The organism is Rhodovarius crocodyli, from assembly GCF_004005855.1.
Classification (GTDB): Bacteria; Pseudomonadota; Alphaproteobacteria; order Acetobacterales; family Acetobacteraceae; genus Rhodovarius; species Rhodovarius crocodyli.
On the sequence record NZ_SACL01000018.1, the window covers coordinates 22831 to 34609 of the forward strand.

An 11779-nucleotide genomic window follows, 5' to 3' on the forward strand; every position below is an offset into this window, starting at 1 on the left:
GAGGTGGCTCATTGGGGCTTGCCCGCGCCGGGCAGGCCGCATTCGGCCAGCAGCCGGTCCAGCATGGGAGTGGCATGGGCACTGGGCACCGGCTGGCGGCCGGTCAGCCAGTCGGTCAGGTCCACGTCCTGGTGTTCCAGCACGGCTTCCAGCTCATCCAGCTCGGCATCGGAGAATCCGGCGATATGGCGCGCGACGAAGCCGCCGATCATCAGATCGGCTTCCTTGGTGCCGCGGTGATGCGCACGGAACAGCAGGCGCCGGCGCCGGGGGGAGAGTGTCGGGTCCGTCATGGCAGTGGCATATAAGGGCGCGTGGAACATCCTGTCAGTAGCCCGGAAGCGAGGAATATCAGGCAGGCGCTGCATGCGCCGCTGATGAGCCTGCGCGGCGTAGGCCCCAAGGGCGCCGGGCTGCTGAAGGAAGCGACCGGCGGCGACCGCATCTGGGACCTGCTGCTGCACCTGCCCGAACGTTTCGCCAGCCGTGTGCGGGCCGAGTCGCCCGCCGACGCCCCGCCCGACCGCGACGCCGTGCTGCCCTTCACCGCAGAGCGCCACCGGGCCGCGCGGTCCCGCCAGGGCGCGCGCTATGTGGAGGTGCGGGGCGAATCCGGCGGACAGCGGCTGACCCTGCGCTTCATGAACGGGCAGCTGGGTTGGCTGGAGCAGCGCCTGCCGGTGGGTGAGCCCCGCTGGATCAGCGGCCGCATCCGGCCCGAGGGCGCGGATTTCTCCGCCATCAGCCCCGATGTCGCGACCGAGGCCACGGCCCTGCCGGAGCGCGAGCCGGTCTGGCCCCTGACGGCCGGGCTGAACCGGGCGCAGATGGGCAAATACGTCGCGGCCGCCCTGGAGACGGTGCCCGAACTGCCCGAATGGCACGACGCCCCCCTGCTGACGCGGGAGAAATGGCCCCCCCTGCCCGCCGCCCTGCGCGCGGCCCATGCCGATGTGGCGCCCGAGGCCCGCGCGCGCCTGGCCTATGACGAGCAGCTGGCCGACCAGCTGGCGCTCGCCCTGGTCCGCCGCCGCCAGCGCGATGAGCCCGGCCGCGCCATCCTGGGCGACGGGCGGCTGCGCGATGCGGCACTGGCGGCTTTCGGGCATCCGCTCACGCCATCCCAGGCGGAGGCCCTGGCCGAGATCGACGCGGATCTTGCCTCGCCCCACCGCATGCGCCGGCTGCTGCAGGGCGATGTGGGCGCGGGCAAGACGCTGGTGGCGCTGCTGGCCATGCTGCGGGCGGTGGAATCGGGGGCCCAGGCCGCGCTGATGGTGCCGACCGAGCTGCTGGCCCGCCAGCACCTGCGCACCCTGTGGCGGCTGTGCAACGCGGCGGGGGTGGCGGTGGCGCTGCTGGCCGGCTCCGTCACCGGCGCCGAGCGGCGCCGCGTGCTGCGGGGGCTGGCCGACGGCTCCATCCAGATCGTCGTCGGCACCCATGCCCTGTTCCAGGATGCGGTGGAGTTCCGCGACCTCGCCCTGGCGGTCGTGGACGAACAGCACCGCTTCGGCGTGGAGCAGCGCCTGACCCTGACGGAAAAGGGCGCGAAGGCCGATCTGCTGGTCATGACCGCCACCCCCATCCCGCGCACCCTGCTGCTGACCCATTGGGGGGAGATGAGCGTCAGCCGCATCCGCCAGAAGCCCGCCGGCCGCCAGCCCATCACCACCACCGTCCATGGCCTGTCGCAGCTGGAGGAAGTGATCGCCGCCTGCGGGCGGGCCATGGCCAAGGGCGCGCGCATCTACTGGGTCTGCCCCCATGTGGCCGAAAGCGAGACCCTGGATGTGGCGGCCGCCGAGACCCGCTTCGCCGAGCTGAAGGAGATGTTCGGCCCCACCGTGGTGATGGCCCACGGCCAGATGGACGTGAAGCTGCGGGAGGAAGCGCTGGCCCGTTTCGCGCGCGGGGAGGCGCAGCTGCTGGTGGCCACCACCGTCATCGAGGTGGGGGTGGACGTGCCCGAGGCGACCATCATGGTCATCGAGCACGCGGAACGCTTCGGCCTGGCGCAGCTGCACCAGCTGCGCGGGCGGGTGGGGCGGGGCGCCGCCCGCAGCTTCTGCATGCTGCTGTACGACGAATCGGCCGGCCGCGTCGCACGGGACCGCCTGAGCATCCTGCGCGAGTCGGAGGACGGCTTCCTGATCGCCGATGAGGATTTCCGCCTGCGCGGCGCGGGCGAGGCCCTGGGCACCCGCCAATCCGGCCACGCCATGGCCCGGCTGGCGCTGGAGGACGGGCGCGCCCAGGACAGGCTGGTGGCCATGGCCCATCAGGACGCCGCCCTGCTGCTGGAACGCGACCCTGGCCTGTCGGGCCCGCGCGGCGCGGCGGCCCGGCTGCTGCTCGGCCTGTTCGGCAAGGATGCGGCCATGGCGACGCTGGGCGCGGGATGAAGTTCCGGCGACCCTTGGTTTTGGTGATGCAGCGGACGCAACAGTCGGATTAATCTCGCGTTAGTTGCTGGGTTCAGAGAGATAGAGGACGACAAGGATGCGCCATATCGTGCTTGGGGCGGCGCTGGCCGCAGGGATCGCCGGGCAGGCCGCGGCCACCGGCATTTCCATGAACAATGAGGCCCTGCAGCCCGGCACCACGCTGGGCGTGTGCATGGCCCGCGCGGCGGCGGCCATCGGCCAGGCCGGAATCCGGCCGCTGAACCCCACCACCTCCGCCGCCTGGGGTGAGCTGGATGGCGGGCGCATCTTCACCATCTACTGCCTGCCGCAGAACAACGTCGCCATCATCGTGGGCGGCGGCAACCGGTTCGAGGACGTGCAGAACGAGGTGAACCGCCTGCGCGATGCCTTCCGCGGCGGCACCGGCACGGGCGGCGGCGGCGGCCTGCCCACCAAGTAACGCCGTGCAACCAGGGGGCGACCCGGGCGCTGCCCGGCTTGCATTGCGCCCCCCTGGGTTTAAACCCGACGGCCTGTATCACCTGGCCGGAGGGTGCGGTACTTGGCGGCACTGATCGAGATCGAGGGGCTGACGAAGCGTTTCGGCGCCTTCACTGCGGTGGACGGCGTCAGCTTCTCCGTCGACAAGGGCGAGGTGGTGGGCTTCCTGGGCCCCAACGGTGCCGGCAAATCCACCACCATGCGCATGCTGGCGGGCTTCATGACCCCCAGCGCCGGCACGGCCCGCATCGGCGGGCATGACGTGACGGATGACGCGGTGGCCGCCCGCCGCCAGCTGGGCTACCTGCCCGAAGGCGCGCCGACCTATCCCGAAATGACCGTCTCCGCCTTCCTGGGCTTCTGCGGCCGGGTGCGGGGCTTCCGGGGCAAGGACCTGGACGCGCGCATCGCCGCTGCCATGGAGCGCACCCAGCTGGAAGGCGTGCGGCTGCAGCCGATCGAGACGCTCTCCAAGGGCTTCAAGCGCCGCGTGGGGCTGGCCCAGGCGCTGCTGCACAACCCGCCCGTGCTGGTGCTGGACGAGCCCACCGACGGCCTGGACCCCAACCAGAAGCATGAGGTCCGCAGCCTGATCCAGCAGATGGCGCCCGAGAAGGCGATCATCATCTCCACCCATATCCTGGAGGAGGTGCAGGCGGTCTGCACGCGGGCCATCATCATCGCGCGCGGCCGGCTGATCGTGGACCAGGCGCCGGATGAGCTGGCGGCGCGGGGCCCTGACCTCGACACCGTTTTCCGGACCCTCACGATGGGAGACGCGGCATGATCGCCATCGCGCGCCGCGAGCTGGCCGGCTATTTCGCCACCCCCGTCGCCTATGTGTTCATCGTGATCTTCCTGGCGCTCTCGGGGGCGCTGACCTTCACGCTGGGCAATTTCTTCGGGCGCGGCCAGGCGGATCTGAACCCGTTCTTCTCCTTCATTCCCTGGCTGTTCCTGTTCCTGGTGCCGGCGCTGACCATGCGCCTGTGGGCCGAGGAACGCCGCCAGGGCACCATCGAGCTGCTGCTGACCCTGCCGGTCACGCAATGGCAGGCGGTGGTGGGCAAGTTCGTCGCCGCCTGGGCCTTCTGCGCCATCGCCCTGGCGCTGACCTTTCCACTGTGGCTGACGGTGAACTGGCTGGGCAGCCCGGATAACGGGGTGATCCTGGCGGGCTATGTGGGCTGCCTGTTCGTGGCGGGCGCCTATCTGGCCATCGGCGCCGCGATCTCGGCACTGACCAAGAACCAGGTGATCGCCTTCGTGCTGGCGGTCTCGGCCTGCTTCCTGTTCGCCGCCGCCGGCTCCCCGGTCGTTACCGAGTTCCTGTCGGCCAATGTCCCGGCCCTGGCGGACGTTGCCCGCGCGGTGTCGGTGAACGACCGCTTCAACGGCTTCACCCGCGGCGTCGTCTCGGCGCGGGACCTGATCTACTTCGCCAGCTTCATCCTGTTCTGGCTGCTGGTGAACACGGTGGTGCTCGAGCACCGGAAGGCGGACTGACACATGGCCAACAAACGCCTTCTTCTCTCGGCCGGTGGGGTGGCGGCGGCGCTGCTGCTGGCCGTCGGCGCCAACATGCTGTCGGACCGCTTCCTGTCCTCGGCCCGGGTCGACCTGACGGAACAGCATCTCTACACCCTCTCGCCCGGCACGCGCTCCGTGCTGGGCGGCCTGCAGGACCCCATCACCCTGCGGCTGTTCTATTCCCGCCGCCTGGGTGCGGAGGTGCCGATGTTCGGCGCCTATGCCGAGCGCGTGCGGGACATGCTGCGCGAATACGTCGCGGCCAGCGGCGGCAAGGTGCGGCTGGAGGTGCTGGACCCCGAGCCGTTCTCCGAGACGGAGGACCGCGCGACCGCCCTCGGCCTGCAGGCCGTGCCGCTGGACCAGGCGGGCGAGCAGGTGTTCTTCGGCCTCTCGGCCAGCAACCAGACCGATGACGAGCGCAGCATCGCCTTCTTCCAGCCCGACCGGGAACGCTTCCTGGAGCTGGACCTGACGCGCATCGTCTGGGAGCTGTCCAACCCGCGCCGCCCGGTGGTGGGGCTGATGACGCCGCTGCCGCTGAACGGCGACCCGCGCGCGATGATGATGCGCCAGCCGCAGCTGGCCCAGCCGCAGGTCGTGATGACCCAGCTGCGCCAGCAGGTGAGCCTGCGCGACGTGGCGCTCGATGCCCAGGTGATCGACCCCGAGATCCAGCTGCTGGTGCTGGCGCACCCGCAGGGGCTGTCTGACGCCACGCTCTATGCCATCGACCAGTTCGTGATGCGCGGTGGCCGCCTGCTGCTGCTGCAGGACCCGCACAGCGAGATGCAGGCCGCCCGCACCCCGCAGGGCCAGCAGACGGACACCTCCTCCTCCCTCGCCCGGCTGCTGAATGCCTGGGGCATCGAGGCACCGACCGACCATGTGGTGCTGGACCAGCGCGGCGCCTGGCGCGTGCGCGCCCCCGGCAACGACCGCGTGCAGGCGGTGGATTACCTCGCCTGGTTCGCCATGTCCGGCGACAGCCTGAACCGCCAGGAACCCGCCACGGCCCAGCTGGAGCAGATCAGCCTGGGCAGCGCGGGCGAGGTCCGCCGGCGCGAGGGGGCGAACATCGAGTTCACGCCCCTGCTGACCAGCAGCGCGCAATCCGCGACCATCGAGACCGACAAGGTCCGCCGCGAGCCCAACCCGACCCGCATCCTGGCTGATTTCCGCGCCGACGGTCAGCGCCGGGTGCTGGCCGCCCGCGTGCGCGGCGTGCTGCACAGTGCCTTCGACGCCCCGCCCGCCCTGGCGGAGGGCCAGGAGCGCCCCGAGAACTTCCCCGCCCACCGCGCCAGCACCGAGGGCCCGGCCAACCTGGTGGTGATCAACGACACCGACATGCTGGACGACCGCTTCTGGGTGCAGGTGCGGGACTTCTTCGGCCAGCAGGTGGCCCAGCCCTTCGCCGGCAACGGCAGCTTCATCGTGAACCTGGCCGATACGCTGACCGGCAGCGACGCCCTGATCGGCCTGCGCTCGCGTGGCGAATCGCTGCGGCCCTTCGAGCGCGTCGAGGCGATTCGCCGCGTTGCCGACGCCCAGTACCGCCAGACGGAACGCGGCTTGCAGGAGCGCCTGACGGCAACCGAACAGCGCCTACGCGAATTGCGCCAAGGCCCTGCCGCGCAGCCGGGCGAGCGCAACCGCAACCAGGTGGTGATCACCCCCGAGCAGCGGGCCGAGATCGACCGCGCGCGTGAGGAAATCGCCGCCACCCGCCGTCAGCTGCGCACCGTGCAGCTGGAACTGCGGCGCGACATCGACGGGCTGGAGACGCGGCTGCGCATCCTGAACATCGCCGCGGTGCCGCTGCTGGTCACGATCTTCGCCGTCGGGCTGGCCGTGGTGCGGTCCCGCCGCCGCGCGGCGGCGCGCGCGTGAGCAAGGCGGGCATGAACCGCCGCGTGCTGATCGCCGGCGCTGCCGCCGCCGGCGCCGCCGGCATCGCCGCCGCCCTGCTGCTGGGCGAGGACGACGCCCCCGCCACCGCCCAGGGCGGGCTGATGTTCCCGGGCCTGACCGAGCGACTGGCCCAGGCCGCCAAGGTCGAGATCCGCCGCAACGAGGCGGCGCTGACCCTGGTCCGCCGCGAAGACCGCTGGGTGATCGGTGAGCGCAACGACTATCCGGCGCTCGATTCCAAGCTGCGGGAGCTGCTGACCGGCCTGACCGAGCTTCGGCTGATCGAGCCGCGCGCGACGGATCTGGCCGGCTGGGCGCGCCTGGGCGTGGATGACCCGGCGAGCAACGGCAGCACCGCGGCCTTCCTGCGCGTGCTGGACGGCCAGGGGCGTTCCATCGCGGAGCTGTATATCGGCCGCCGCCGCGTGCGCGTGCAGGGCGGCCTGCCCGAAAGCGTCTATGTGCGGCGCGGCGGCGAGACCCAGGCCTGGCTGGCCGAGGGCCGCGTGCCGGTGGAGGCCGACCCCGCCAGCTGGATGGACCGCGAGGTGGCCAACTTCCCCTCCGAGCGCATCCTGGGCGCCACCATCCGCCGCGTGGGCGAGCGCCCGCTGACGGTGGCGCGGCTGGAACCCGGCGCGCCGCTGGTCATCACCGACCCCGCAGACCCGCCGAGCCAGAACCGCGCCGCGCTGGACGAGGTGATGCGCGGCTTCGAATACCTGACCTTCATGGACGCCGTGCCCGCCGCCGAAAGCCGTGGCGAGGCGCTGGGCGAGAGCACCTTCTCCCTGACCGAGGAGCTGCGCGTGACGGTCTGGGCCAGCAAGCTGGACCAGTTCCTGTTCGTGCGCCTGCAGGCCGAAGGCGGTGTGGAGGCCACGGTGCTGAACCGCCGCTGGTCCGGCTGGGCCTATCAGGTCGGCGTCTGGAAGGAGAAATCCTTCGTGCCGACGCTGGAGGACCTGACGCGCGAGAGCGCCGGATGAGCGGCGACGATACGGGGCGCGAATACCCCTCCCGCCCCTGGGTCGGGATCGGCTGCGTCCTGTTCAAGGGGGATGCGGTGCTGCTGTGCCGGCGCGGCAAGCCGCCGCGCGTGGGCTCCTGGTCCCTGCCCGGCGGCGCGCAGGATCTGGGCGAGGCCGCGATCGACTGCGCCCGGCGCGAGCTGCGGGAGGAAACCGGCGTCGAGGCCGGCGCCCTGACGCTGGCGGATGTCATCGACGGCATCGCGCTCGATATGAAAGGCGCCGTCCGCTACCACTACACCATCATCGACTATGCCGGGCATTGGCTGTCGGGTGAGGCGCGGCCGGGCGATGACGTGGCCGAGGTGGCCTGGGCGCTGCCGCATGAACTGGCATCCTACCGGCTGACGCCGCAGGTGACGGCAATCATCGCCAAGGCGCGCGCCATTCTGGCCTGACCTGCCGGCTGGCGCGGCCCCCCGTGCCGCGCCATGCTCGCCTCCGCATACAGGAGGCAAAGAACAATGAACCGCAACCTCTCCCGACGAAGCCTGCTGGCGGCCCCCGCCCTTCTGCCGCTCGGCGCCGCCGCCCAGCCCATCGCGGGCGGGCGCAACATCCGCCTCATCGTGCCCTTCCCGCCCGGCGGCGCGGTGGACCTGCTGGGCCGGCTGATGGCGGAACGCCTGACCCCGGCCCTGGGCCAGACGGTAGTGGTGGAAAACCGCGGCGGCGCCGGCGGCCTGCTGGGCGCCGACATCGTGGCCAAGGGCGACAAGGACGGCAGCGTGATCGGGCTGATGGGCGTGACCATCATGGCCGCCTACCCCTTCATGACCAACCGCATGCCCTTCGACCCGGAAAAGGACCTGTCGCCCATCAGCAAGGTGGTCGATGGCTCCCTGCTGTGCGTGGTGAATGCCGACACGGCGCGGCGCAACAACTGGAACGACTTCCGTTCGCTGATCGCCTGGAGCCGGGCGAACCCCGAGCAGGTGCGCATGGGCTCCTCCGGCAACGGCACCGCCTCGCACCTCAACATCGAGGCGATCAACCGCGCGGCGAGCGCCAAGATCCTGCATGTGCCCTATCGCGGCGGCGGCCCCGCCATCAATGACCTGGTAGCCGGCAACATCGACATGATGTTCGACGTGATGCCCGCCCTGATGCCGCATGTGGAGGCCGGGCGCTTCAAGGCGCTGGCGGTGTCCTCGAAGGATGCGGTGCCGTTCCTGCCGAACATCCCGGGAATGGGAAGCTTCGCGGATTTGGGGCTGGGCAACCACAACCTGGTCAGCTGGAACGCCATCATGGCGCCCTCAGGCGTGCCGGCGCCGGTGATCCAGAAGCTGCACGACGCGATCGTGCAGGTGTGCTCGGACGCGGCCTTCGTGGCCCGGCTGCAGCCGCTGGGCTATGCCGCCGCCACGAGCGCGACGCCCGCGGCGCTGACCGCGCTGATCGAGCAGGAGCGCCCCTTCTGGCGCAACATGGTCGAGATCTCGGGCGCGCGGCTGGATTGAGGGGCGGCGCCGCCGGGGCTGCCCGCCCCGGTGGCTTGGCAAATGGCGGTGTGCTGTTACGTTGTATTTATACGGATACAACGCACCGCCATGACCTTTCCCTCCGCCGATCTGGGCGCGCGGCTGCGCGCCTCCCGTCTGAATGCGGGGCTGACGCTCGACGCGGTCTCGGCCGCCACCACGCTGAGCAAGGGCTATCTGTCGCGGGTGGAGCGGGGGCTGAAGGCGCCTTCCCTGCTGGCCATCCAGCGCCTCTCGGCCGCCCTGTCCCTGACGATGGGCGAGTTGTTCGGGGAGACGACATCCGACGGCGCGGTCGAGGTCACCAGGCGCCAGGACCGGCAGCGGGTTGCGGGCGGCGGGGCGGAGAGGCTGTTCCCCACGCGCGGCGGCGGGCTCGATTCCTGCGTCATCTACCCTGGCGTCGATCTGCAGCCGCGCCCCGATGCCCGCGCCCATGCCGGAGAGGAGTTCGTGCTGGCCCTGGCCGGGGTGATCGAGCTGCGCTTCGTCGATCGTGGCGTGGTGCTGGAAGCCGGGGATTGCGCGCAGTTTCCGGGCCATCTGCTGCCCCGGCTGCGGCGTGTGGGAGAGGCCGCGGCCTCCGCGCTGGTGGTCGTGTCGCGTCAGGCGGGCTGAACCCCTTTACCCGACCCGCCTTCTACCGCTATGCCCCCGGCCATGAAGCCCGCAGAGATCCAGGCCGTGCAGGCCGAACTCCGTCGCCTGACCGGCAGCAACAAGCTGACGATCCGTGCGCCCAAGACCCGCAACGGCCCCGTGGAGCTGCTGGCGGATGACGAAGTGATCGGCACGGTCGACCGTGACGACGAGGATGGCGACCTGGCCTATCACGTCACCATCACCATCCTGGGCGAGGACCTGCCGGGCGCCTGAAATGCCGGCCCGTCGGGCCGACATTTCAGGGCTTTTTAGCCCTCAAGCGCCGGGCGGCGGCATCCGCCGCCTTGGCTTACGGCGCACCACGATGTCACTCGGCCAACGGGCCTGATGGGCGCCGCGGGCCGCTTTGCGGCCCGAGGCCCGCCCCTTCAGCCGCCCAGCGCCGCCTTCACCAGCGGGCCGGCCTTGGCCATGTCCAGCTCGGCGGCGTATTTCGCCTTCAGCACGCCCATCACCTTGCCCATGTCCTTGATGCTGGCGGCACCGGTCTCGGCCACCGCGGCATCCACGGCAGCCTTCATCGCGGCGTCGTCCATCTGCTGCGGCAGGAAGGTCTCGATCACGGCGATCTCGGCCTCTTCCTTCTCGGCCAGCTCCGGGCGGTTGCCCTGGCGGTACATCTCCACCGACTCGCGCCGGCTCTTGACCATGCCGCGCAGCACGCCGACCAGCGCCGTGTCGTCCAGCGGCGGGCCAGGGCGGGCCGCGATGTCGGCATCCTTCGACTTCGCGATGATCATGCGGATCGCAGAGGTCCGGGCGCTGTCGCCGGCCTTCATGCTGGCCTTCATTTCCTCCGTGAAGCGGGCACGCAGTTCCATCGTCATTACTCCTTGAATCGGCACAGCCTATAGGACTTCGCCCGATGCGGGAGAATAGCCGCGCTTGCGCGGGATATGGGCACGATGCCCGCGGCTTGCACCTCATGTGACGAACTGTGGCATTTCACCGAGAGAATCGCTCTGGCCGTCGCGGGGTGCCGTGCCATGCTCGCCACCGGCAAGAAGACGAAGGCGAGCCCCCCATATGATCAAGTCCGCCCTGAAGGTGCTGGCACTCACGACCGCGCTGGCCGCACCTGCGATGGCCCAGGTTCCTGACAGCCTGCCCGCCGGCCCGCGCGTGAACATCGTGGCCGTGACGCAGCCCGTGCCCACCAACCCGCAGTTCATCCGCGTCGACCAGGCCATCCTGCGGGACCTGGTGGGCCAGCGGTCGGGCGGGCGCATCGCCGTCACCGTCGCCTCCCACGCCGAGCGCAACCTGGGCGGCAATGAGATCGTGCGCCTGGTCCGCTCCGGCCAGGTCGAGATCGGGGCCGGCACGCTGTCCACCCTCTCGGGCGACGTGCCCATCCTGGACGGCATCGACCTGGCGGGCCTGGCCCCCGACATCGGGGACGCGCGCCGCATCGCCGAGGGCATGCTGGCCGTGGCCAACCGTGACCTGGAGCGGTTCAACACCCGTATCGTGGTGATGTATCCCTTCCCGGCGCAGGTGATGTTCTGCCGCAGCCCGTTCACGCAGCTGACCGACCTGCGCGGCCGCCGCATCCGCACCTTCGGCAATTCGCTGGTCGATTTCTTCACCGCCCTCGGCGCCCAGCCGACCTCGATCGGCTTCCCGGAGGTCTACTCGTCCCTGGAACGCGGCGTGGTCGATTGCGCCATCACCGGCACCGGCTCGGGCGCCGCCGCCCGCTGGCCCGAGGTTTCCAGCCATATCTCCGACCTGCCCATCAGCTGGGCCGTCGCCGGCTATATGGTGAACCTGACCTGGTGGAACCGCCTGGACCCGCAGGTGCGCGCCTTCATGGAAGCCACCTTCAAGCAGATGTCCGATGAGCTGTGGGCCCTGGGTGCGGCTGCCACCCGTGACGGCATCGACTGCAACATCGGCAATGCCAGCGCCTGCCGCATCCATCAGCTGGCCCCGCGCCCGATGACGGAAGTGCCGGCCACCCCCGCCGACCGCGCCCTGACGCGCCAGATCTTCGAGCAGAACGTCCTCCCTGGCTGGGTTCGCCGCTGCGGCGCGCGCTGCGGCGAGGTGTACAACCAGATCATCGCGCCGATTTCCGGCGTGCGGTTCGGCGGGTGAGTTCGCTGCTCAAGGGCGCCGGCCTGCTGCGTCGTGGCGCAGCGGGCCTCTCGGCCCTGATGGGGTATCTGGCGGGATGGAGCTACGTCGCCGCCGCCCTGTTCATCACCTTCGACATCCTGGCCCGCAACTTCCTGGGCTTCTCCTC

Annotated in this window: 13 protein-coding genes; 11 read left to right on the forward strand and 2 right to left on the reverse strand. The window is 70.7% G+C overall.

Going from position 1 to position 11779, the window contains the following annotated elements; genetic code table 11:
- Nucleotides 1-8: 8 nt before the first annotated feature.
- Nucleotides 9-293, reverse strand: coding sequence for an FAD assembly factor SdhE (locus EOD42_RS25135; RefSeq protein WP_127790362.1), 285 nt, complete (start codon nucleotides 291-293; stop codon nucleotides 9-11).
- A 21-nt stretch (nucleotides 294-314) separates the two neighbouring features.
- Here EOD42_RS25135 and recG point away from each other — a divergent pair, with 21 nt between their 5' ends.
- The 10 genes from recG (at nucleotide 315) to EOD42_RS25185 (ending at nucleotide 9744) form a co-directional block, all read left to right on the forward strand.
- Entirely contained in the window at nucleotides 315-2405 is a 2091-nt protein-coding gene (gene recG, locus EOD42_RS25140; protein ID WP_276318170.1) for an ATP-dependent DNA helicase RecG, read from the forward strand.
- A 97-nt stretch (nucleotides 2406-2502) separates the two neighbouring features.
- Nucleotides 2503-2868, forward strand: coding sequence for a hypothetical protein (locus tag EOD42_RS25145; RefSeq protein ID WP_127790364.1), 366 nt, complete (start codon nucleotides 2503-2505; stop codon nucleotides 2866-2868).
- A 102-nt stretch (nucleotides 2869-2970) separates the two neighbouring features.
- Complete coding sequence (locus EOD42_RS25150; RefSeq protein WP_206020464.1) at nucleotides 2971-3696, forward strand: ABC transporter ATP-binding protein; 726 nt, start codon at nucleotides 2971-2973, stop codon at nucleotides 3694-3696.
- Entirely contained in the window at nucleotides 3693-4415 is a 723-nt protein-coding gene (locus EOD42_RS25155) for an ABC transporter permease subunit (RefSeq protein WP_127790365.1), read from the forward strand. Before EOD42_RS25150 ends, EOD42_RS25155 begins: the two co-directional genes overlap by 4 nt.
- Before the next feature lie 3 nt (nucleotides 4416-4418).
- Nucleotides 4419-6332 (forward strand): GldG family protein, encoded by a 1914-nt coding sequence (locus EOD42_RS25160; RefSeq protein ID WP_127790366.1) that lies wholly within the window; start codon nucleotides 4419-4421, stop codon nucleotides 6330-6332.
- Nucleotides 6329-7342, forward strand: a complete 1014-nt coding sequence (locus EOD42_RS25165; RefSeq protein WP_240655293.1) for a DUF4340 domain-containing protein — start codon at nucleotides 6329-6331, stop codon at nucleotides 7340-7342. The genes EOD42_RS25160 and EOD42_RS25165 overlap by 4 nt, the downstream gene beginning before the upstream one ends.
- Nucleotides 7339-7782 carry an NUDIX hydrolase gene (locus EOD42_RS25170; RefSeq protein WP_127790367.1) on the forward strand — a complete coding sequence of 148 codons (444 nt, stop codon included), beginning with the start codon at nucleotides 7339-7341 and terminating at the stop codon, nucleotides 7780-7782. Before EOD42_RS25165 ends, EOD42_RS25170 begins: the two co-directional genes overlap by 4 nt.
- 66 nt (nucleotides 7783-7848) lie before the next feature.
- Nucleotides 7849-8847 (forward strand): Bug family tripartite tricarboxylate transporter substrate binding protein, encoded by a 999-nt coding sequence (locus tag EOD42_RS25175; RefSeq protein ID WP_164868118.1) that lies wholly within the window; start codon nucleotides 7849-7851, stop codon nucleotides 8845-8847.
- A gap of 90 nt (nucleotides 8848-8937) precedes the next feature.
- Nucleotides 8938-9486 carry a helix-turn-helix domain-containing protein gene (locus tag EOD42_RS25180; RefSeq protein ID WP_164868119.1) on the forward strand — a complete coding sequence of 183 codons (549 nt, stop codon included), beginning with the start codon at nucleotides 8938-8940 and terminating at the stop codon, nucleotides 9484-9486.
- 42 nt (nucleotides 9487-9528) lie between these two features.
- Nucleotides 9529-9744 carry a DUF3126 family protein gene (locus tag EOD42_RS25185; RefSeq protein ID WP_240655294.1) on the forward strand — a complete coding sequence of 72 codons (216 nt, stop codon included), beginning with the start codon at nucleotides 9529-9531 and terminating at the stop codon, nucleotides 9742-9744.
- A 155-nt stretch (nucleotides 9745-9899) separates the two neighbouring features.
- Here the strand turns inward: EOD42_RS25185 and EOD42_RS25190 are convergent, their stop codons facing one another.
- Nucleotides 9900-10352, reverse strand: a complete 453-nt coding sequence (locus tag EOD42_RS25190) for a GatB/YqeY domain-containing protein (protein ID WP_206020465.1) — start codon at nucleotides 10350-10352, stop codon at nucleotides 9900-9902.
- Nucleotides 10353-10557: 205 nt separating this feature from the next.
- On the opposite strand from EOD42_RS25190, the gene EOD42_RS25195 reads away from it, so the two are divergent.
- Nucleotides 10558-11631, forward strand: coding sequence for a TRAP transporter substrate-binding protein (locus tag EOD42_RS25195; RefSeq protein ID WP_127790372.1), 1074 nt, complete (start codon nucleotides 10558-10560; stop codon nucleotides 11629-11631).
- Nucleotides 11632-11779: the final 148 nt, after the last annotated feature.

Excerpts from the sequence above, each read along its gene's own strand:
- EOD42_RS25135 (WP_127790362.1), bottom strand. The coding sequence starts at position 293 with ATGACGGACCCGACACTCTCCCCCCGGCGCCGGCGCCTGCTGTTCCGT.
- EOD42_RS25145 (WP_127790364.1), top strand. The coding sequence starts at position 2,503 with ATGCGCCATATCGTGCTTGGGGCGGCGCTGGCCGCAGGGATCGCCGGG.
- EOD42_RS25155 (WP_127790365.1), top strand. The coding sequence starts at position 3,693 with ATGATCGCCATCGCGCGCCGCGAGCTGGCCGGCTATTTCGCCACCCCC.
- EOD42_RS25160 (WP_127790366.1), top strand. The coding sequence starts at position 4,419 with ATGGCCAACAAACGCCTTCTTCTCTCGGCCGGTGGGGTGGCGGCGGCG.
- EOD42_RS25170 (WP_127790367.1), top strand. The coding sequence starts at position 7,339 with ATGAGCGGCGACGATACGGGGCGCGAATACCCCTCCCGCCCCTGGGTC.
- EOD42_RS25175 (WP_164868118.1), top strand. The coding sequence starts at position 7,849 with ATGAACCGCAACCTCTCCCGACGAAGCCTGCTGGCGGCCCCCGCCCTT.
- EOD42_RS25180 (WP_164868119.1), top strand. The coding sequence starts at position 8,938 with ATGACCTTTCCCTCCGCCGATCTGGGCGCGCGGCTGCGCGCCTCCCGT.
- EOD42_RS25185 (WP_240655294.1), top strand. The coding sequence starts at position 9,529 with ATGAAGCCCGCAGAGATCCAGGCCGTGCAGGCCGAACTCCGTCGCCTG.
- EOD42_RS25190 (WP_206020465.1), bottom strand. The coding sequence starts at position 10,352 with ATGGAACTGCGTGCCCGCTTCACGGAGGAAATGAAGGCCAGCATGAAG.
- EOD42_RS25195 (WP_127790372.1), top strand. The coding sequence starts at position 10,558 with ATGATCAAGTCCGCCCTGAAGGTGCTGGCACTCACGACCGCGCTGGCC.